The organism is Acinetobacter sp. GW821-FHT09D10 (assembly GCF_059416285.1).
The window spans coordinates 131,277-151,732 of sequence record NZ_JBWKOW010000005.1 but is presented as its reverse complement, the minus strand read 5'-3'; the positions used below and the strand labels follow the sequence as shown (position 1 = coordinate 151,732).

The 20,456-nt window shown below is 38.3% G+C and carries 17 protein-coding genes and 1 tRNA gene; 11 read left to right on the top strand and 7 right to left on the bottom strand.

The features are described 5' to 3' along the window. Positions 1–79: 79 nt before the first annotated feature. Together AC07M3_RS12940 and AC07M3_RS12935 are read left to right on the top strand one after the other, a co-directional pair. The gene (locus AC07M3_RS12940) at positions 80–424 is read left to right on the top strand and encodes a zinc ribbon domain-containing protein YjdM (RefSeq protein ID WP_494567477.1); all 345 of its coding nucleotides are present in this window, start codon (positions 80–82) and stop codon (positions 422–424) included. Positions 425–635: 211 nt separating this feature from the next. Continuing rightward, positions 636–977 carry a YegP family protein gene (locus tag AC07M3_RS12935; protein WP_092708773.1) on the top strand — a complete coding sequence of 114 codons (342 nt, stop codon included), beginning with the start codon at positions 636–638 and terminating at the stop codon, positions 975–977. A 55-nt stretch (positions 978–1,032) separates the two neighbouring features. On the opposite strand, the gene AC07M3_RS12930 is transcribed toward AC07M3_RS12935, so the two are convergent. From AC07M3_RS12930 to AC07M3_RS12915, 4 genes are all read right to left on the bottom strand, one after another. Continuing rightward, complete coding sequence (locus tag AC07M3_RS12930) at positions 1,033–2,748, bottom strand: proline--tRNA ligase (RefSeq protein ID WP_494567476.1); 1,716 nt, start codon at positions 2,746–2,748, stop codon at positions 1,033–1,035. Positions 2,749–2,806: 58 nt separating this feature from the next. Beyond that, entirely contained in the window at positions 2,807–5,905 is a 3,099-nt protein-coding gene (locus tag AC07M3_RS12925) for an efflux RND transporter permease subunit (protein ID WP_494567475.1), read from the bottom strand. Between the two features lie 15 nt (positions 5,906–5,920). Beyond that, on the bottom strand, positions 5,921–7,030 hold the full coding sequence (locus AC07M3_RS12920) for an efflux RND transporter periplasmic adaptor subunit (RefSeq protein ID WP_375038751.1): 1,110 nt from the start codon (positions 7,028–7,030) through the stop codon (positions 5,921–5,923). 68 nt (positions 7,031–7,098) lie between these two features. Beyond that, entirely contained in the window at positions 7,099–7,737 is a 639-nt protein-coding gene (locus AC07M3_RS12915; RefSeq protein WP_213031161.1) for a hypothetical protein, read from the bottom strand. A 285-nt stretch (positions 7,738–8,022) separates the two neighbouring features. Here AC07M3_RS12915 and pilG point away from each other — a divergent pair, with 285 nt between their 5' ends. The 6 genes from pilG (at position 8,023) to AC07M3_RS12885 (ending at position 16,633) form a co-directional block, all read left to right on the top strand. Then, a complete protein-coding gene (gene pilG, locus AC07M3_RS12910) occupies positions 8,023–8,406 on the top strand; it encodes a twitching motility response regulator PilG (RefSeq protein WP_000389061.1) in 384 nt (127 codons plus the stop codon). 23 nt (positions 8,407–8,429) lie between these two features. Next, the gene (locus tag AC07M3_RS12905) at positions 8,430–8,792 is read left to right on the top strand and encodes a response regulator (RefSeq protein ID WP_005036319.1); all 363 of its coding nucleotides are present in this window, start codon (positions 8,430–8,432) and stop codon (positions 8,790–8,792) included. Positions 8,793–8,851: 59 nt separating this feature from the next. Further along, positions 8,852–9,388 (top strand): chemotaxis protein CheW, encoded by a 537-nt coding sequence (locus AC07M3_RS12900; RefSeq protein ID WP_005309806.1) that lies wholly within the window; start codon positions 8,852–8,854, stop codon positions 9,386–9,388. A gap of 42 nt (positions 9,389–9,430) precedes the next feature. Continuing rightward, positions 9,431–11,512: a methyl-accepting chemotaxis protein gene (locus tag AC07M3_RS12895; RefSeq protein ID WP_309953209.1), complete on the top strand. Its 2,082-nt coding sequence runs from the start codon at positions 9,431–9,433 to the stop codon at positions 11,510–11,512. A 148-nt stretch (positions 11,513–11,660) separates the two neighbouring features. After that, positions 11,661–16,166, top strand: a complete 4,506-nt coding sequence (locus tag AC07M3_RS12890; protein WP_494567474.1) for an Hpt domain-containing protein — start codon at positions 11,661–11,663, stop codon at positions 16,164–16,166. After that, positions 16,166–16,633, top strand: coding sequence for a hypothetical protein (locus AC07M3_RS12885; protein ID WP_004639007.1), 468 nt, complete (start codon positions 16,166–16,168; stop codon positions 16,631–16,633). The genes AC07M3_RS12890 and AC07M3_RS12885 overlap by 1 nt, the downstream gene beginning before the upstream one ends. Before the next feature lie 36 nt (positions 16,634–16,669). On the opposite strand, the gene dapE is transcribed toward AC07M3_RS12885, so the two are convergent. From dapE to AC07M3_RS12870, 3 genes are all read right to left on the bottom strand, one after another. Next, the gene (dapE, locus tag AC07M3_RS12880; RefSeq protein ID WP_056483376.1) at positions 16,670–17,806 is read right to left on the bottom strand and encodes a succinyl-diaminopimelate desuccinylase; all 1,137 of its coding nucleotides are present in this window, start codon (positions 17,804–17,806) and stop codon (positions 16,670–16,672) included. A gap of 125 nt (positions 17,807–17,931) precedes the next feature. Then, positions 17,932–18,075: an entericidin A/B family lipoprotein gene (locus AC07M3_RS12875; RefSeq protein WP_003655297.1), complete on the bottom strand. Its 144-nt coding sequence runs from the start codon at positions 18,073–18,075 to the stop codon at positions 17,932–17,934. Between the two features lie 118 nt (positions 18,076–18,193). Further along, a complete protein-coding gene (locus AC07M3_RS12870; protein WP_494567473.1) occupies positions 18,194–19,078 on the bottom strand; it encodes a DUF1853 family protein in 885 nt (294 codons plus the stop codon). 104 nt (positions 19,079–19,182) lie between these two features. Between AC07M3_RS12870 and AC07M3_RS12865 the strand changes: the two genes are divergently transcribed. From AC07M3_RS12865 to AC07M3_RS12855, 3 genes are all read left to right on the top strand, one after another. Further along, positions 19,183–19,554: a YbaN family protein gene (locus tag AC07M3_RS12865; protein WP_092708793.1), complete on the top strand. Its 372-nt coding sequence runs from the start codon at positions 19,183–19,185 to the stop codon at positions 19,552–19,554. Between the two features lie 116 nt (positions 19,555–19,670). Further along, entirely contained in the window at positions 19,671–20,174 is a 504-nt protein-coding gene (gene elsL / locus AC07M3_RS12860) for a cell wall-recycling L,D-carboxypeptidase ElsL (RefSeq protein ID WP_494567472.1), read from the top strand. A 207-nt stretch (positions 20,175–20,381) separates the two neighbouring features. After that, a tRNA-Val gene (locus AC07M3_RS12855) sits at positions 20,382–20,454 on the top strand. The last annotated feature ends 2 nt before the right edge of the window (positions 20,455–20,456 follow it).

The window sequence follows — 20,456 nt, the reverse complement described above, 5'->3', positions numbered from 1 at the left end:
TTTTTTGGTAAAAGTCTTTTATTTAAAACTTTAAAAAATGAGTCATATCTCGCATAATATACTTTTTGAGATTTTTTTCATGTCTTTGCCAAACTGCCCAAAATGCCAATCAGAATATACTTACCAAGATGGCGACTTATTGATTTGTCCTGAATGCTCAAACGAGTGGAAAGAAGGGGATGCTTCAGCAGCTGAAGAACAAGAAATTATTAAAGATGCTAATGGAAATATTTTAGCTGATGGCGACAGCGTAACTGTAATTAAAGATTTAAAAATTAAAGGTTCTTCTTCGGTGGTAAAAGTAGGCACGAAAGTAAAAACGATTCGCTTAGTTCCAGATGCAAGTGATGGCCACAATATCGATTGTAAAATTGATGGTATTGGTCAGATGAAATTAAAATCTGAATTTGTAAAAAAAGCTTAAACTGTTAATTATTATTACATTTCAGCAGAGATATATGTCTATATCTCTGCTTTTTAAATTCCTAACATCATTATAATTTTATTACGAAAAAGTATAAAAAATGGGCTATTCAAAGAATGATTGCCCATTTATATTGTCATAAATAACAAATAACTTTCGTCCAGAATAATAACGAAAGTCATACCCACACCAACAAAAAAATGAGGTTTTTATGGCAGGATGGTACGAAATTTCACAAGCGAGTGATGGTCAATACCGCTTTATCTTAAAGGCAGGAAATGGTGAACCTATTTTAAATAGTGAGCTATATAAGGCAAAAGCTTCTGCTGCAAATGGTATTGAATCAATTCAAAAAAACAGTGGTGATGACGCGCGATATGAGCGTTTAACTGCAAAAAATGGGAAGCCTTATTTCAATTTAAAAGCCGCAAATCATCAGATTATTGGAACGAGTCAGTTCTATGCGAGTGAAGCTTCGCGAGATAAAGGAATTGAGTCTGTTAAAACCAATGGTTCATCAACGACCATCAAGGACTTAACAGTTCAGGCATAAAAACTAAGTTAAAAAAAAGCAGCTTCTAAAAGCTGCTTTTTTATTTATGTATTTATTAACACGCTAACTTAGCTAAAAGTTCTTCTTTAGTTAAATTGCTCGCTTCAGCATCTCGGCGGCCTTTATATTCAAAAGTGCCGGCATCAAGACCTTTCTCACCAATCACGATACGGTGTGGAATACCCATCAATTCAAGGTCAGAGAACTTAACGCCCGGACGTTCATTACGATCATCAAGTAATACATCAAAACCTTGTGCCTGAAGCTCTGCATAAAGTGATTCTGCTGCTTCAAGAGTACGTGGTGATTTGTGCGCATTCATTGGAACAATTGCAATTTCAAAAGGTGCAATGGCTTGTGGCCAGATAATGCCTTTGTCATCGTAATTTTGTTCAATTGCAGCCGCTACAACACGTGTTACACCAATACCGTAGCATCCCATGGTTACTGTAAATGGTTTGCCATCTTCACCTAGAACTTTACAGCCTAAAGCTTCAGAGTATTTAGTACCAAGCTGGAAAATATGACCTACTTCAATACCACGTTTAATTTGTAGTGTACCTTTGCCATCTGGAGATGGATCGCCTTCAACTACATTACGCAAATCGAAAACTTCGGTAATTTGTGCATCACGTTCCCAGTTTACACCTACAGCATGTTTGTCAGTTTCATTTGCACCAGCAACGAAGTCTGAAAGAACAGATGCAGCGCGGTCAACAATCACAGTTAAGCCTTTTTCGACTAAACCTTGTGGACCCGTAAAGCCAGCAGTTAAACCAAATGCTTGAAGTTGTTCTTCAGTTGCAAAAGTAAGAGGGGCAGCCACTAAAGGATGCTTCTCAGCTTTAATTTCATTAAGTTCGTGGTCACCACGTACAAATAGAGCAACGACAGGAACTTGGCCTTTTTCGTCAGCAACGCCTTGAACCAATAATGCTTTAACAGATTGCTTAGGATCAGCATTTAAGAACTGACATACATCGTCAATCGTTTTTTGGTTTGGTGTTTCAACCAATTTTAATTCTTGAGTAGGGGCTGCACGTTCACCGACTAAAACAGCCTCAGCCATTTCAACGTTTGCTGCATAATCAGATTCAGTTGAAAATGCGATGTCATCTTCACCACTTGAAGCCAAAACGTGAAACTCATGTGAAGCTGAACCACCAATTGAACCTGTATCTGCTTGTACTGGGCGGAAGTCTAAGCCTAAGCGAGTGAAAATACGGCTGTATGTGTCGTACATCACGTCATAAGTTTCTTGTAACGATTCTTGAGTTGCATGGAAAGAATAAGCATCTTTCATGATGAACTCACGTGAACGCATTACACCAAAACGTGGACGAATTTCATCACGGAATTTGGTTTGAATTTGATAGAAATTTACAGGAAGCTGCTTATAACTTTTGAGTTCGTTACGCGCCATATCTGTAATAACTTCTTCATGCGTTGGTCCAAGTACAAATGGGTTCGCATGGCGATCTTTAAAACGTAATAGTTCAGGACCGTATTGTTCGTAGCGACCTGATTCTTCCCAAAGACTTGCGGGTTGAGTCACGGGCATGAATACTTCCATTGCACCTGAACGGTTCATTTCTTCACGAACAATTGCATCTACTTTTTTAAGCACACGTGTTCCCATCGGCAGCCATGTATATAAACCAGATGCCAATTTACGAATCATCCCCGCACGTAACATGAGCTGGTGTGAAATCACTTCAGCATCATTTGGGGTTTCTCTCAACGTTGCAAATAAAAAGCGGCTTGCGCGCATGGAAAAAGTCCTAAAAGTTAAGCGTTATAAAAACGCAGATTATACGATAATCGCTGCATTATGACATGAATCGTCGAGTTTGACGCAGCATAAAGTTTTTCAAGTCATCTAGATAAGTGAAAATGACGGGTACAACCACAAGAGTCAACAGGGTAGAGGTAATCACTCCCCCAATCACAGCGTGAGCCATTGGTGCGCTTTGCTCACCGCCTTCACCTAAACCCAAAGCTAATGGAACCATCCCCATTACCATGGCGCTTGTAGTCATTAAAATTGGGCGTAAACGGGTTTTGCCAGCTTGTAAAATAGCATCATAACGGCTGACACCCTGATCCATCGCTTTCTTAATAAAATCGATAAGCAAAATCGCGTTTTTAGTGACAAGCCCCATCAGCATGATAATGCCAATAATCGAAAACAGGTTCAGTGTGCTTTGGAACAAGAAGAGGGCAAGGAATACGCCAATTAGTGATAATGGTAAAGAGGCCATAATCGCAGCTGGATGGATAAAGCTATTAAATTGAGAACCTAAAACAATATAGATAAATACAATCGATAGGGTAATTGCTGTTAATGCATATCCGGCAGATTCTGCCATATCGGCATTGGCTCCTTGAGTGTCAAATGTATAGCCAGCAGGTAGCTTAAACGCCTTTTGCATTTTATCGATGTCTTGGCCAATATCACCACTAGGTCGCCCAGATGTATTTGCCTCAATGAGCACTTCACGCTCAAGATCACGTCGATTAATTTGTGAAGCACCGAGTTTCTCTTCAGTCGTTGCCACTGCGCTAAGTGGAACTAAAATGTTTTGTCCAGTTGCATTGGTTTTATTTGAGTTGAGATATAGATTCTGTACATCTTGCGGGAGCATACGTTTATTTTCGTTTAAACGGACATTAACGTCATAGTTTTCACCATCCCGATCTTCCCATGTTGTCACATTATCACCAGCAATTAATGGACGAATCGCATTGGCAATTTGTGAAACAGATAGGCCTAAATCACTTGCCAGTACACGATTAATATGAACACCCAAAGTTGGTTTCGGTTCTTTCAAAGAGCTTTCTAAATCAACTACACCTTTAATTTTTTCCATTTCAGCGATAAAACGATCTGAAATTTTTTGTAGTTCATTTAAGTCTGTCCCTTTAATAGAAATCATGATTGGCTTTTGCCCGCCCGAGACAGAATCTTGTGCCGCTGCAACAGATGTAACTCGAATGCCCGCTACAGTTTGCAAACGATCGCGGAATTCATTATTGAGCGCATTAAGATCCTTGTTTCGCTGTTGTTTCGGCTTTAAGGTAACTCCCAAACCAGCGCGATTTTTACCAGAATCAACCCCACTATTGACAACACCATAAGTTGAAACGACATCTGGAAATTGCCTAATAATTTGGTCAACCTGATGGAGTTTTGCTTGGGTATATTCTAAAGAAGCATCTACAGGAGTTTCGAACTGAATCCGAATTTCACCTTTATCTGGGGTAGGCACAAATTCAGTTCCAATGAGTTTAGAAAGTCCTAATGCAGCAAATAATGAAGCGATTGCAATAATCACCGTGATGAAACGGAAACGTAGAGCAAGTTTTAATAGCTTTTCATACACATGACTAAGCCGATCTAGCAAATTAGAAATATGGTCAAAAAACCGTTGTAGCCAATTATCTTTTTTCTTGACCGGATCTTTCCAGTGAGCAGAAAGCATTGGATCGAGCGTAAAGCTAATAAACATTGAAATTAGAACAGCGGTACTGACTGTTACACCAAACTGATAAAAGAAACGTCCAATCAGTCCGCCCATAAAGGCAACCGGTAAAAAGACTGCCACAATAGTAAGGGTAGTTGCGAGTACAGCCAGACCAATTTCTTTTGTCCCTTCAAGGGCTGCTGTGACATGATCTTTGCCAAGTTCTGTATGTCTTACAATATTTTCCCGAACCACAATTGCATCATCAATTAATAGACCAATACTGAGTGATAGGGCTAAAAGCGTCATCATGTTAATGCTAAACCCAAAAGCCCAGATAAAAGTTAGGGTTCCAAGAAGGGTAATGGGTAAGGTTAAACCTGTGATGATTGTAGAGCGGAAAGAGCCTAAAAATAATAAAACAATTAAAACTGCTAAGGCGGCACCTTCAATAATGGTACGAGCAACATCTTTAATTGAAGCACGAATGCCTTTAGAGCTATCAGCTACGACTTTATAATTTAAACCCGCAGGCATCTGAGCTTTTAACTTCTCTAAAGTTTGATAAGTCTGATCGACGACTTTAATTACATTGGCATCGGAACTTTTTAAAATATCAATAGAGACAGCCGTTTTACCATTATAAAAAGCGCTTGATTGTAGTTCTGCTTGAGTGTCTTCAACAGTTGCCACTTGTTTTAAGAAAATCGGTGAACCATTTTTATTGGCAATCACCAAATCTCCAAATGCAAGGGGATGAATAACCTTGGATTGAATCTGTACAACCAGTTCAGAGTTCTTTTGTTGTAAGGTTCCAGCAGGAACTTCAATGTTTTCATTTTTTAACGTATTAATGACCTGATCGATGCCAATACCGTAACTTTGCAATTGCTCAGGAAGAATTTTTATTCGTATTTGTCGTTTGGCATCCCCCAATAAATTCACATTACCGACACCTGAAACGGTTTTGAGTTGAGGCACGATCCGTTTATCGACATATGAACTCAATTGAGCCAAATTCATGCTAGTAGATTCAAAGACAACAGACATAATTGGGCTAGAGGAAGGATCGTAGCGCTGTACAATTGGTGTATCAATTTCATCACGGAACTGTGCTGCGACGGGAGCAATTTTGTCTCGAACATCTTGTGCTGCAATGGCTGAAGATGTATCAAGGTTAAACTCTGCAACGACCATCGAAAAACCTTCACTTGAACGTGAAGTAATTTGCTTAATGCCTGAAATCGTATTGATTTGATCTTCGAGTTTTTTAGTAATATCTGATTCGACAGCTTCAGGCGAGGCACCCGCATATTCTGTAGTCACTACGACGAATGGGAAATCTATATTTGGAAACTCTTCAACGGTCATCCGTTTCCAAGAAGCTAACCCGAGTACCATTAAGCTGATCATCATCATAATAGTAAAAACGGGGTATTTCACACTGATTCGAGTAAACCACATACGCTATTTGCTACCTTATTTATTTTTGTCGTTTGTAACCGTCACTTTTTTATTAATGTCGGAATCTTCAAATTGAATACGGCTCACCATATCTGTGCTTTGCAAACCGCCAACCAAAGCAATATTGTCGTTATAGCGCTGTTCAATCACTCGAATTTTAACTTTTTGGATGGTGTGATTACGTACCACCCATACAAAAGGATCATGTTGCATATTTTGAATGCTGTCTAAAGGAATCGTTTGGCCTTGATTGGTATCACTACGAAGAATATTTCCATTAATGAAAGCTCCTATGCTTAACGAATCAATTTTTTCTTTAGGAACTGCAAAAAATTCGATTTGTCGGCTGTCTTGATCTGCAACAGGTGAAATACGAGTAAGCGTTGCGTTTAATTGTTTAGAATTTCCCTGAATCTGATATTGAATGCTGTTACCTACTTTAAGAGCAGACTGTTGCTCAATTGGTAACTTGGCTTGTATTTCAAGTTGGTCTGGATTTACGATTTCAAATAGTGTTTGACCAACTGATACAGTCTGACCAGGTTCTACTTGTCGTTTAGTAATCACACCTGAAATTGGGCTGGTAATAATTCCGTCTTGATCAGCCTTTCGAGCAATATCAACATTCGCTTGTTGAGCTTTTACACTTTCAAGTTGGCCTTTGTAGTCAACCTGACTTTGTTCAAACTCGACACGAGCAATAAATCCTTGATTAAACAGTCTTTGCTTTCGGTTCATTAAATTGCGTGCAAGTTCAGCTTGTGACTGAGCTGATGCAAGATTGGCGCGTGCTTGGGCTAATCGTGCAACATTGTCCTGATTATTCAATCTCACTAAAACTTGGCCTTTTTGTACCTGTTGACCAACATTTGTAGTTACAGTGGTCGCCGTGGCGCTCACTTGAGCCTGAATTGAACTTTGCTGAACCGCACGAATCGTTCCTGTAAAAGCAGTTTGAGAGTCAAGTGCTCCCTCTTTAACTGCAATCAGGTCTTGAGGAATGAGTTCAATTTTTGCTGGAGCTGGTGCCGTTGTTTTAGTTGTTTCTTGCTGATTACATGCAGCTAAAATCAAACATAAACTAATAATACTCAGTTTAAAAATAGTGGAAGGGGTGAGATGCATTTTGTGCATACAGCATCATCCTATAATTCAAATTTTATTTTGTCCCTATTCTTGATAAACCTTTACAGTTATTCAAGCTTTTTTAAACGTTCGATAATATTTTCATACTCGCTATTGGTACGGTTATAGGTCTTGGAAAGTGTTTCAAGTGTTTGTTTGACCCTGTAAATATTATTTAGATTGTTTTCAATCAACGTCTTATGGTGCTCAGGAATAACTTCTCTCTTTCTGAAATATTCCATTTCTTGACGTTTAAATAAAATTTTATCTTGTTGTAACTGGTCGAGTTGTTCCTGTTGATAGTTAATTTGCTTCTTTATAGCAAGTAGTGCTTGATCTCTTTTAATCAAAGCTGTCTTACTATTGCTATAGGCTTTTTTTAATTTGATATCTAGTTCTCTATGCCGTGCTGATAATGCCCGTTGACTTGATTGATTTAAATCAGCCTGTGCATTATAAGAATGGTTTCTTTTAATCACTTGCATATTTTGATCTAGAACTTCATAACCATAACGAATATGAGCAGGTGTGACTGATGTACTGATATTGGCCGTACCCTGTTGATCATAATAACGATACCAGACCACTTTAGAAGTATCGGCTATAGCAAGGGTGGAAGCCCAGAAAAAGAGTGAACCGAAGGAAATAATGCCTATAGATACAGACAAGCAGTTCCTATAAAAGGCATATTTCATCCAATTATTCATTGAAAATCCCCAAAAAAGAAAGCTAAATCGCTTATTTTTAAATAATTAATCTTTATTATATTAGTTATTATTTAGCTGAATAAAAATATAGTCATTATAAAAAAAATGATAATTTCAATTAAAGTGTGATGAGGTTAAAAGTTATTGTTTATAAATGAGAAAGTAGACAAAAATGCCTCATTGAAAATAGACCGTGAGATATGTTAAAAATACTTATAAATGTGTAAAAACAAATTTAAGTTAAATTGCATTTATATTTTATATTTATTGGGGATGGAAGATTAAATGGAAGATGCATTCCAAAATCTGAAAGTAATGGTAATTGATGACTCAAAAACCATTCGCCGTACAGCCGAAACTTTATTACAGCGAGAAGGCTGTGAAGTGATTACTGCGGTGGATGGATTTGAAGCTTTGTCCAAAATTGCAGAAGCAAATCCAGATATTGTTTTTGTCGATATCATGATGCCTCGTTTAGATGGTTATCAAACTTGCGCTTTGATTAAAAACTCTCAAAATTATCAGAACATTCCCGTTATCATGCTCTCTAGTAAAGATGGTTTATTTGATCAGGCAAAAGGGCGTGTGGTAGGTTCAGATGAATACTTGACGAAACCTTTTAGCAAAGATGAATTGTTAAACGCGATTCGTAATCACGTAAGTTCATAATTAAGTAATTTAAGGGCAAAGAAATGACACGTATTCTCATTGTTGATGATTCACCAACAGAAACTTTTCGTTTTAAAGAAATTCTAACCAAGCATGGTTATGACGTACTTGAAGCATCTAATGGTGCAGATGGTGTAACTTTGGCAAAAGCAGAACAGCCTGACTTAGTGTTAATGGATGTTGTCATGCCAGGTGTAAATGGCTTTCAGGCAACCCGCCAGATTACCCGTGATGAAGACACTAAGCATATTCCTGTGGTAATCGTGAGTACTAAAGATCAGGCAACTGACCGAGTATGGGGCAAGCGTCAAGGTGCAATCGACTATCTGATTAAACCTATCGAAGAAAAGCAATTGATTGATGTAATTAAACAATTTCTAAAGTAACTCATCCATCCATAAAAACATAAATAACGGGGTTACATGCCCGTTTTATAGGATCGAGTATGGCAGCGAATGGATTTATCGAGTTACTTCGTTTGTCTAAACGGGGTAATAAGAATTACGCTTCAGTTCAAAATGAAGCACAGCGATGGTCAGGAATTGCTTTTGAAATGAGAGGGCAATACTTCGTCGCACCACTTGGGGAAGTGTCAGAAGTTATCTATCCACCGAAATATACGCCAGTTCCAAATGCTCAAAGTTGGGTGAAAGGTTTGGCGAACATTCGGGGGCGATTGCTTTCGGTTTCTGATTTGGCTCATTTTATTTCAGGGCAACGAAGTACATTTTCGTCTGCCCAAAAAGTGTTATGTATTAGCCATCACGACCAGTATGTGGGGTTGGTTGTGGATCAGGTCTTGGGGATTCAGCACTTTAATAAAAAAAGTTTTTTTTCTCAAAGCTTAGACTTAGAGGAAAATCTAAAAGATTATTGCCAAGGTTATTTTCACCAACATAACCAGCATTGGCATGTCTTTTTATTTAGTCGTTTATTGCAAAACCCACACTACATGAATGCATCGACAAAATTTATAAACTAATTTTTACGCTGTGAAAAACAGAGTATTTTCTGGGGAGAAGCTATGGGCTTTAAGCTTAAAAAGAAAGGCGGCAATCGTGTTGCGTCCGAAAAATCGGGTCTCAATTTTATTGCAAAAATCCAGTCGGGAATTGAGCAATACGCCAGTTTATTTGGGGAAAGTGAAAAGTCCAAGCCTATCCTTTATGTAGCGTTGTTATGTTTATTATTTGCTTTAACTTCGCTCGCTTATTTATTTTATAGCGTACCTCGACATAACGAATTAACCCGTAGTTTGGGTGAGTTGCGCTTATTGTCACAAACTATTTCTAGACAGGCTACAGAAGCAACGGCTTCTGGATCACCTAAAGCGATGAAAGACTTGGCTGAATCAAATAAACTTTTTGCAGAAAATATGAAAGATGTTGAAAATATTCATGGTACATCTTCAAAAGAATACAAAAAGGTTGCGGTTCTGTGGAAAGCTTTGTCTTATGACGTTAACTTGATCTCATCACATCAGGACGTAATTAATCAGTTATATAACATGAACATCTCGATTAGTGACTCTATTCCAGAGATTCAGGCTGAATATAACTTGATGGTCGATAAGATGGTTCGCGAAAAAGCACCGAGTAGTCAGGTGATTATTGCTAAAAACCAGGTATTTATTGCAGAACGTATTTTACGCTCTATTAACTCTGTTTTGGTTGGTTCAGAGAACTCTGAGAACTCAGCGCATGACTTTAGTGTCGATATTGAGACCTTTGGTGTGTATTTAAATGCACAGCTAAACGGAAATGCTGAATTGGGTGTTGCTAGAGTTGAGTCTCCAGAAGTACGTGAATCTTTGGAAGGTATTAAATCTGAATATGATCAAGTTTTAAAATCTGCAGCGGCATCAGTTCTTAAACATACAGATCAGATTGTAAACGTACGTCAATCATCAGGTGAGATCTTCTCGGAATCTGATGAAATGTTATCTGTATTGGGTGATCTTTCTAAGCAAACACAGTATGGTTGGAAAGCCTTTGCTTTAGTTGCGCTTCTTACATTATCACTTATTGGTTTAATTAGCTCAGTCTTAAAGCTTTTATCACTTCGTAGTAAAGCGGATAAACAACGTGTAGCTACCTTGCAAGAAGAATATGACCGTAACCAAAACGCGATTTTACGTTTACTAGATGAAATTGCCGACTTGGCAGATGGTGACTTGCGTTCATATGCAACGGTATCTGAGGACTTTACAGGAGCGATTGCCGACTCGATTAACTTCGCGATTGACCAATTACGTGATCTTGTATCCCGGATTCATGAAACTTCTCAGGAAGTTGCCCGCTATACGCATGATACACAAAATATTACTAACCAGTTGGCAGAAGCATCAGAGCATCAGGCACAAGAAATTGCTGGCGCATCAACCGCAATGAATGAAATGGCGCAATCAATTGACCAAGTATCTTCAAATGCATCTGAATCTACCGAAGTAGCAGAACGTTCGGTACAAATTGCTTCTAATGGAGCACAAGTAGTAAACCGTTCAATTGAAGGTATGGACACGATTCGTGAACAGATCCAAGAAACCTCTAAACGTATTAAACGTTTGGGTGAGTCTTCACAAGAAATTGGTAACATCGTATCGTTAATTAATGACATTGCGGACCAAACAAACATTCTTGCATTAAATGCAGCAATTCAAGCATCTATGGCAGGTGAAGCAGGGCGTGGTTTTGCCGTGGTTGCAGATGAAGTACAGCGTCTTGCAGAACGTTCTGCATCGGCAACTAAACAGATTGAAACTCTGGTTAAAACAATTCAGACCGATACGAATGAAGCTGTTATTTCAATGGAACAAACAACCACTGAGGTTGTGCGCGGAGCGAACTTGGCAAAAGATGCAGGTATTGCCTTGGACGAGATTCAAAAAGTATCTGGTGACTTGGCAAACTTGATGGCCAACATTTCTGATGCAGCAAAACTTCAGTCTGCATCTGCGAGTCACATTGCGACAACCATGACCGTCGTACAAGAAATTACTTCGCAAACGACAACTGCAACATTCGATACAGCGCGTTCTGTTTCTGAATTAGCAAATATGGCAGAGTCATTACGTGAATCGGTAACGGACTTTAAATTACCTGATTAAATTGGGGACGAGGATAGCTGTTTCTATACTAGCTATTCTTCTAAAAAGTATTAACAACACCAGATAAGTATTGGGGACACAGCTATTTATCTGGTGTTGACTCTGTCGTTTTTCTCCATTTAGGGGACAAGCAAAAGAAGCCTTTGCTATGAAAGAAATATTAAAAACTTTAACTGAAGCAATGATGCTACCGGAAGATAGCTATTCTCAACAAGATGCCGAATTTCTTGATATCTTCGTTGAAGAAATTGAAGAAATTTTTGTTGAATTGCAATCTTTGATTCATGAATGGATGCAATCTGAAAATGTTGCTACGCTGACTGAAATCCGTCGCCATTTTCATACCTTGAAAGGTTCGGGGCGAATGATTGCAGCGAAATCCTCTGCTGAGCTTGCTTGGACTGTAGAAGATACGCTTAATCGGGTAATCAATGAAAGTCTCATATTAACTCCTAACATCCAACAATATGTTCAGTTGGTATTTAAGTTCTATTTCTTTAAATTAGTAGATGACTTTAAATCTAAAAAGGAACATGCAGTAGATTTTAGACCCCTTATTTTATTAGGACAACAATTACAACAACAGCAAAGTTTAGAGCCTGCTTTAGAAGAACTTTTATTATTGTCTGATAGTCTCACTGTGGAAACTAAGACTGGTTTAGAGGTGGGTGATTTAGAACAGGAATCAGATAATTTAACTCTAGAAACCGCCATAGAAAGTGAACATAACCTTGCTGAAACCTTAGTTTTATTTATGGAAGAAGCGGAGGAGCACTTAGCGACCATCGATCAGTTCTTAGAACAAGAAATACATCAGCACGAGAGTTACAATGCACTAATCCGTGCATTACATACGTTGCGTGGCAGCTCAGCAATGGCTCAGGTAGAAGCAATTTTTGATGCTAGTACTAAAGTTGAGCATTTATTTAAAATCCTATTACAAGAAGAGCTATCTTCTCATTCAGAAGAAATTTTACTACTCCGTGATTACCGTCAGTTTATTCGAAATTGTTTAGATCTATTGGCTGCGCATTGCTCTAATGAGCAATTAGACTCTAACCTGAAACAGTTCAATCAGGTTTGGGATGCTTATATGGAACAACATGGGGAGCATGCGAGCCCGCTCACGCCTCCACATGGTTTAGTATCTCAGCTGTTACAGCTCGATGTTTCAGAATTACTTGATGCAGAGTTAGATTTTGAGAAAGGAATTCGTTCTGAGTTCCCTCATTATCTTGAACGTTTAAGTGAACAGGCTGATTTGTTATTGCAACATACTCAGTCGCAGGCCATGGTTGGTTTATATGAATATACGAACCAGCTGAAAGATAGCTATGACGTATTGCTTGATCGACCTGATTTATTACAATCAGATTATGTTTTTGAAATTTATCAGAAAGCACATCAACAATTAATTCAGTTATTTGATGCATTAGCTGCGGGTCAAAGAGTTAGTATTATTGAGCAACACCAAAATATTTTGGAAGAGCTAAAACTATATACCCAATATATTCCAAGCCTTAATTCTGAACCATTAGAAAGTCATCAGGACGTTGTTGAGTCACTCTTTAGTGCTGATGTAGAACAAACAGCAAATGAACCTTCAGCATCTATCGAAAGTATACTAACTGATCATGTAGTCATGAGTCAGAGTGTGCATTTAGATCGCCAGTTCATGTCTACTGAGCACGTAAACCGTTATTTTGATCCAGAATTGTTAGATATTTTTCTTGAAGAAGCCGATGAGTTGCTTGAAGGAATGGATACAGATCTTAATATTTGGGTTAATGATCAAGAGAACTTCGCTGCTCTTAATAATTTGATGCGCTATTTGCATACCTTAAAAGGTGGGGCAAATATGATTCAGGCAAATTATATTGGTTTAATTGCACATGAATTAGAAAGTATTTATGAGCGATTAATTCAAAGACAGCTAATTACTTCATCTGCTCTCATTGATTTTATCCGTCTGGTCCAAGATGATTTAGCTGATCGCCTACAAATAGTACGTGAACAGCACCTAGATTATGCTGCTTCTCATACTATTCAAGCGCTTAAGAATGCAGGTAAGGTATATAATTCACTCGGGTCTGCTGCTAAAGAGATGCAAGCAGAGTCTGGAACAGATGTTATACCGGAATCAAGTTTTGAAGTATTACAACAAGAAGCTATACACAATACTGCGTTAAATCTCGATGAGTTAACTTCTAATTGTGAGCAGATTGTTGAGTCTAATATTAGACTTGTTGAACACAAAGAATTACAAGTTTTTGATGCAGAAGGCTATACAGACAGTATCCAAGATCAGGATATTGACTCTGTTGTCGAGCAGACATTTATGGAGGAAGCGGCCGAGCTGTTAGAGATGGCCGATCACCTATTAAAGCAGTGGTTTGAGCAGCGTACCAATCGTAGTATCTTGCTTCAGCTACAAAGGGCTGTGCACAGCTTGAAGGGTGGTTCCCGTATGGTGGGACTTGAAACCGTACAAGCGATTGCTTATCAACTTGAAAACGCTTTTGAAAAATTTGCGCTTTATCATTTTAGCTCAAATATTTATGACAACTTGCTAGAGAGTGCGATTGTTTGGTTAAAAGAGGCAATTTTTAAGCAAAATTATCAACATTTCGATGGTTTACAACAAAGTTTAGAAAATATTCAGTTTATTGAAACTGCAATACAAATTCCAAGTAAGTTGACTAGAACTGATCTATTTAGTACTGAACCTGTAATGAGCTTTGTGCAAGGTGATGGTGCAGAACCACCGCCAATGATGGGGGCATGGGAACAAACGCAGCATCTTGAACAAAATAATGAGATGATCCGGGTTTCGGCAGATTTAATTGAGAAAATGATTGATTTGTCTGGTGAGAATTCGATTAACCGTTCACGAATTGAAATGGATCTCAGTCAATTTGGTCATACGTTAGTAGAAATGGAATTAGCCATTCAACGACTAGCAGACCAGTTACGTCGAATGGAAGGCGAATTAGAAAGTCAGATTATTGCAAAACACGGTATTGAGCACTCTCGTTATACAGAATTTGATCCTCTAGAGATGGACCAATATTCTTCATTGAATCAATTATCGAAATCACTTGCCGAATCTGCATCGGATTTAGTGGATTTCAAAAATACATTATCCGAAAAAATCAGAGACACCGAAAGTTTGCTGGTACAGCAATCACGTATTCAGGCCGAAATTCAAGAAGGGCTAATGCGAACACGATTAGTACCATTTTCTCGATTGCTACCTCGTTTACAAAGAATTGTGAGGCAGACTTCTACTGCGTTGGATCGACCAGCAGAGCTTTTTGTTAATAATACCGAAGGTGAATTAGACCGGACGATGCTAGAGCGTTTGGTTACACCACTTGAGCACATGCTTCGAAATGCGATTGACCATGGTTTAGAAGATCGTGTGCAACGTGAACAAGTGCGAAAACCAGAAACTGGACGTATTGAACTGAATATTCATCGTCAAGGTACGGATGTTGTTGTTACATTTAAGGATGATGGCCGAGGTATTGATATCGAGAAGGTCCGTCAAAAGGCCCTATTGTCTGGTTTGATTAATTCTGAACAAGTATTAGAACATCAAGATATTTTACAGTTGATTTTCCATCCAGGGTTAAGTACGGCCGATCAAGTCACTCAGATTTCAGGTCGTGGTGTAGGACTAGATGTTGTACAAAGTGATATTAAAGCTTTGGGCGGACATGTGAGTGTCGACTCTGTGTATGGGCAAGGAACAATCTTTACAATACGCGTTCCAACCACAGTAGCTGTTAGTGATGCCTTAATGGTTAAAGTTGCTGATCAACAATTTGCAATTCCTTTGGCTCAAATTGATCGAATTGTTCGAGTTTCACCAACATCATTAGAACAGTATTTTGGAAGTGCACAAGAATTCTTTGAATTTGAAAATAAACGCTATCCATTACGCTATTTATCTGAGTTTGTTGGTAATCAACCGATTCCTCGTTTAAGCGGGATGATGTATTCACTACCAGTATTAATGATTAAGACCAATAATGGACAAACAATTGCATTATTGGTTGATCAGCTTATTGGTTCACGTGCGCAGATTGTGGTCAAGCCAATCGGGCAGCAGTTCTCTAGTATTGGTGCAATTGCAGGCGCAACTATTTTAGGTGATGGTCAAGTTTGTCTAATTTTAGATGGACAAAATATTGCTCGCCAAATTCAGTCTACCCGCCGACATAAGCAGCTGAATGAAGCTATCTATAGACAACGTGAGTCTGATGAACGCCGTCTCATTATGATTGTAGATGACTCTGTCACAGTCCGTAAGGTAACGACTCGTTTACTCGAACGTCAGGGCTATGACGTAGTCACTGCTAAAGATGGTATCGATGCAATTGAGCAGTTGGAAAATATTAAACCAGATCTGATGCTGCTTGATATCGAAATGCCGCGAATGGATGGCTTTGAGGTACTTAATCTCGTTCGACATCATGATCTACATCAAGATATGCCAGTCATTATGATTACATCGAGAACTGGTGAAAAACACCGTGAACGAGCATTTACTTTAGGGGTTAACCAATACATGGGTAAACCTTTCCAAGAAGAAGACTTACTTCACAATATTGATGCTTTTTTCACGAAACGTGAAGAGGAACTTGCCTAATGAAGAGTCATATCAGTACATCTTTAATTAATGAGATGGATCAGCAAGAACTTCAACATTTAATTACTGTTTCAACTGGTTTTATTGATGCATATATTATTGAATGCGATCAGCAAGTACCGATGCTATTGCCTCAAAACATAGTGTTATCAGCTATGGATGTTAAAAATGGTATCAAGCATATTGAATGGCATGACGTAAAACTTCCAGTCTATACAGTGCATAATGAAATTGATTCGCGAGCGGTAGCATTAGTTATTGAAAGTGAAGATATCAGCCAACGTTTTGCACTCATATGTAAATCGATGCCAGTTTCAGTTCGTCTGCGTATTTCTGAAGTCGTAGATGAAAACGAAGATATACAGGACTCTTTACAGCACCCAACTGTATTTAAATATGTGCGTATGGAGAATCAACGCTACCACGTTCCTAATTTGCAATATATCCAAAATTCGCTTCATTTATAAAAAAAAGGAACTCAATTTGAGTTCCTTTTTTAATTTTTATTTAGCTAATAAATTTTCTAAAATTTGCTCATAAATATCAGTCAGTGGATCGAGGTCATGTACGTCAACATGTTCATTAATTTGATGAATTGTTGCGTTAAGAACACCTAACTCCAATACCTGTGCGCCTGTTGGGGCAATAAAACGTCCATCAGAAGTACCACCACTTGTTGAAAGCTCAGTTTCAGTGCCAGTTACATTTAAAATCGCAGTTTGAGCCGCATTAACCAATTCACCAACTGGAGTCAGGAAAGGTAAACCAGAGAGATTCCAAACGATTTCATACTGTAAACCGTGTTTATCTAAAATCTCATGAACACGTTGTTTAAGCTGTTCAGCCGTCACTTCTGTTGAATAACGGAAGTTAAAGGTAACTTCTAAAGTACCTGGAATTACGTTAGTTGCACCAGTTCCAGCATGAATATTTGAAATCTGAAATGATGTTGCTGGGAAATATTCATTTCCATTATCCCAAACACTTTGGCATAGCTCTGTTAAAGCAGGTGATGCTTCATGAATTGGGTTTAGTGCTAAATGTGGATAAGCCACATGGCCTTGTTTACCTTGGACCTTTAATACAGCATTGAGGGAACCACGACGCCCATTTTTAACAATATCCCCTAATTTATGAGTACTTGAGGGTTCACCGACCAAACACCATTTAATTTTTTCATTACGTTCTTCAAGAGTCTCAATAACCTTAACCGTACCGTTAACCGCAGGACCTTCTTCATCGGAAGTAATCAGAAATGCGATAGATCCTTTATGGTCTGGGTGTTTTGCTACAAAACGCTCAGATGCGACAACCATAGCTGCCAAAGCAGTTTTCATATCAGCTGAACCGCGACCATATAATTTTCCATCGCGGATTTCAGGCGCAAATGGGTCTGAATTCCATGCTTCTAATTTACCTGTCGGGACTACGTCAGTATGACCTGCAAAACAAAATACAGGTTCTTCAGTTCCGCGACGCGCCCAGAGATTATCTACCTCACCAAAACGCATTGGTTCAATATGAAAACCAACTTGGCTTAAACGGTCTGCCATGATGGTCTGGCAAGTGTGATCAATTGGAGTAACAGAAGGTTGTTGTAAAAGTTCTAGGCTAAGCGAGAGAGTATCTGAATGGTTCATACCGGAAATTGCGTGCTGATCAGGTGAAATATAGTCCGATATAATAGGCGAATCTCTACGGGATGGGTATGTAAAAATAAAAAAACCTTATCGGAATGATAAGGTTTTTTAGTGACAACTCTAACTTACATTTTATCTTGTGTTTTTTCAGCAGTATTCGTTACAGCATCACCTGCTTTAGAAACATCTTTACCAAAACCCTTAAACGTATTACAGCCTGTTAAAACAACAGCAATCATTACAGAAGCAGCTAAAACTTTTTTCATCATTTTCTCCGTTTAAATTTAATAATGAAGTAAATTTAGATTAAAAAACAAACGGAAAAAGAAACATGACTGTTTAATAGTAAAAACGTTATAAAATGTTTCTGGAAGCTTAAAGTTATTGTTAATTGTTTGAATTTCTGAATGTTGACTTAAATTTTAAGTGTGAAGGGTGTCTAAACATATAAAACACAACCTCCTGACCATTTTTACAATATAAGCCGTCTGTCCACCAATGTGCTGGGGCGGAACTAGGTTGTTTATTTGGACACAGCCATTCGTGCCTTTCTAATCGATAAAAAGAAGAATGTGGAATTGTGGTGCCCCAATATCCCAAACGACGCTTTAAATTGATCCAGTTTGGTAGGGGCTGCTGCAAATTTAACTCTATAGGGAGATAAAGTTGTCCCTTTAAAACTGCAAAGCGTTGATGAATTTCAAAGTTTAATGCTTCAGGAAACTGAAATTGTTTGTTGGTAAAGTGGTAAAGCTTTTTGCTTAAAGTATCCTGACGGTTTAGGCCAATCCATTGTTCTAAATGTAAATCTGCCTCACCGAGATAATATTTTAAGGCGACCTCCCAGTGTTCAATTTTTTGAGTGTCTTTATTTAAAATTAAAAAATCCAGCTCGCCTAATGTTTTTGCCCCTTCAATTTTTTGAATACTATGTCCCAATAATTGATAGGGATGGTACTGATCCTCTTGTAGCCAAAACCAAAGTAGATGTTCAAAGCGTAAACCTAAACGTGTACTTTTAAGCTGAGATAAAAATTGAAGTAGGGGTTCTGGTGATTCATCAAGTTCTTTTAACCGTGGTAAATAATCTTGAAAATGATCTTCCCATACTTTATCGCTATGCAAATTAAAGTGATGCTGGATAGATAAACTTGTGGGTAATTGGCAAAGTAAATTTGGGCTGGCAATACAAAAAGCGAGTTGTCGAACGATAGGATGTTGAAATTGAAGCCATGGCTCGAAATAGGACGTTTTAACTGAGGCAATATTCATACATTTAATACTCGAAGTAATTCATCCTAATTTCATAACGGATCAACAAAAAAACATTAGAAAAACACTTTATACTAACGCCAACAGCAGGTTAAGGTTTATATATGCGAACATTGTTCTGGCGCTCTTTAGTCGTGATTTTTATCACGCTAGGCATTATTGGAGCAATTTTACCAGGTATGCCGACAACAGTGTTTTTGATTCTGGCTGCTTGGGCTGCTTCAAAAGGCTGGCCACAAATGGATGATTGGTTGTTAAATCACCCTAAATATGGACCAACATTACGTAATTGGCGAGCCAATGGCACAGTACCTCGTAAAGCGAAGTGGATTGCAAGCATAATGATGGCAATTAGCGGAATTATAATGCTATTTACTTCAGCGCCACTTTTGGTCAAGGCTTTTACTGATACTACCATGTTGATCGTTGCAATTTGGTTATGGCTAAGACCTGAGCCAGAAAACAAAGACCACTAATATTTTGTTTTTCAACATGGCTGTGTATAGAAATATAGGTAATGGTTAACCATTGTTGAGCTGTAAAACCTAACAAATATATTCAAAAGTGATATTCAGATAAGAGAATAAGTTCAATGACTCAATTTAAACTCGAAGATGCTGATGTTCTCATCGATTTAGCAAATCAAACGTTAACTTTGCCTAAACATAATAAGTTTTATGTTGTCTCTACCGGAAAGAATGGAATTGGTGAGCAGGAAAACACGGGTAGAACACCACGTGGATGGCACAGAGTGGCTAAGAAAATTGGTGCAGAGTCTCCCAAAAATGCAGTTTTTATCGCGCGTAAGCCAACAGGGGAGGTTTATAGCACTGAGTTAGCTGCCCAATATCCTGAACGAGACTGGATACTTTCTCGTATTCTCTGGTTAGATGGCCTAGAGACTGGGTTTAATAAAGGGGAAGGCCACGACACTATGCAACGTTATATCTACATTCATGGAACTCCAGACACGCAATCAATGGGGGTGCCAATGTCACATGGGTGTGTTCGAATGCGTAATGAAGAAATCATTGAGCTATTTGATTTAGTTGCTGAAGATGCATTAGTTTATTTATCTGAACAATCTTTAACCTGAGTGCGAGTTTTATCTATTCTTGGTTAGCGGTGTAAATGCAGAAAATATTGAAATAAGTGTTTAAATAAAATACAAAAAATTGTTTTTTACTTAATAATGACTTATTTTTAATCATTCATTCGCATTTTTTTAAAAAGAAGTCGAAAAGCGTTTGACACCTGTTAAAGATTCTCTATAATGCACCTCACAAACGATGAAGACGTTAAAGGGCGCTTAGCTCAGTTGGTAGAGCGTCTGCCTTACAAGCAGAATGTCGGCGGTTCGATCCCGTCAGCGCCCACC

Bases quoted from the DNA above. Each gene is read 5' to 3' on its own strand.
- AC07M3_RS12940 (WP_494567477.1), top strand. From the start codon at position 80: ATGTCTTTGCCAAACTGCCCAAAATGCCAATCAGAATATACTTACCAA.
- AC07M3_RS12935 (WP_092708773.1), top strand. From the start codon at position 636: ATGGCAGGATGGTACGAAATTTCACAAGCGAGTGATGGTCAATACCGC.
- AC07M3_RS12930 (WP_494567476.1), bottom strand. From the start codon at position 2,748: ATGCGCGCAAGCCGCTTTTTATTTGCAACGTTGAGAGAAACCCCAAAT.
- AC07M3_RS12925 (WP_494567475.1), bottom strand. From the start codon at position 5,905: ATGTGGTTTACTCGAATCAGTGTGAAATACCCCGTTTTTACTATTATG.
- AC07M3_RS12920 (WP_375038751.1), bottom strand. From the start codon at position 7,030: ATGCATCTCACCCCTTCCACTATTTTTAAACTGAGTATTATTAGTTTA.
- AC07M3_RS12915 (WP_213031161.1), bottom strand. From the start codon at position 7,737: ATGAATAATTGGATGAAATATGCCTTTTATAGGAACTGCTTGTCTGTA.
- pilG (WP_000389061.1), top strand. From the start codon at position 8,023: ATGGAAGATGCATTCCAAAATCTGAAAGTAATGGTAATTGATGACTCA.
- AC07M3_RS12905 (WP_005036319.1), top strand. From the start codon at position 8,430: ATGACACGTATTCTCATTGTTGATGATTCACCAACAGAAACTTTTCGT.
- AC07M3_RS12900 (WP_005309806.1), top strand. From the start codon at position 8,852: ATGGCAGCGAATGGATTTATCGAGTTACTTCGTTTGTCTAAACGGGGT.
- AC07M3_RS12895 (WP_309953209.1), top strand. From the start codon at position 9,431: ATGGGCTTTAAGCTTAAAAAGAAAGGCGGCAATCGTGTTGCGTCCGAA.
- AC07M3_RS12890 (WP_494567474.1), top strand. From the start codon at position 11,661: ATGAAAGAAATATTAAAAACTTTAACTGAAGCAATGATGCTACCGGAA.
- AC07M3_RS12885 (WP_004639007.1), top strand. From the start codon at position 16,166: ATGAAGAGTCATATCAGTACATCTTTAATTAATGAGATGGATCAGCAA.
- dapE (WP_056483376.1), bottom strand. From the start codon at position 17,806: ATGAACCATTCAGATACTCTCTCGCTTAGCCTAGAACTTTTACAACAA.
- AC07M3_RS12875 (WP_003655297.1), bottom strand. From the start codon at position 18,075: ATGATGAAAAAAGTTTTAGCTGCTTCTGTAATGATTGCTGTTGTTTTA.
- AC07M3_RS12870 (WP_494567473.1), bottom strand. From the start codon at position 19,078: ATGAATATTGCCTCAGTTAAAACGTCCTATTTCGAGCCATGGCTTCAA.
- AC07M3_RS12865 (WP_092708793.1), top strand. From the start codon at position 19,183: ATGCGAACATTGTTCTGGCGCTCTTTAGTCGTGATTTTTATCACGCTA.
- elsL (WP_494567472.1), top strand. From the start codon at position 19,671: ATGACTCAATTTAAACTCGAAGATGCTGATGTTCTCATCGATTTAGCA.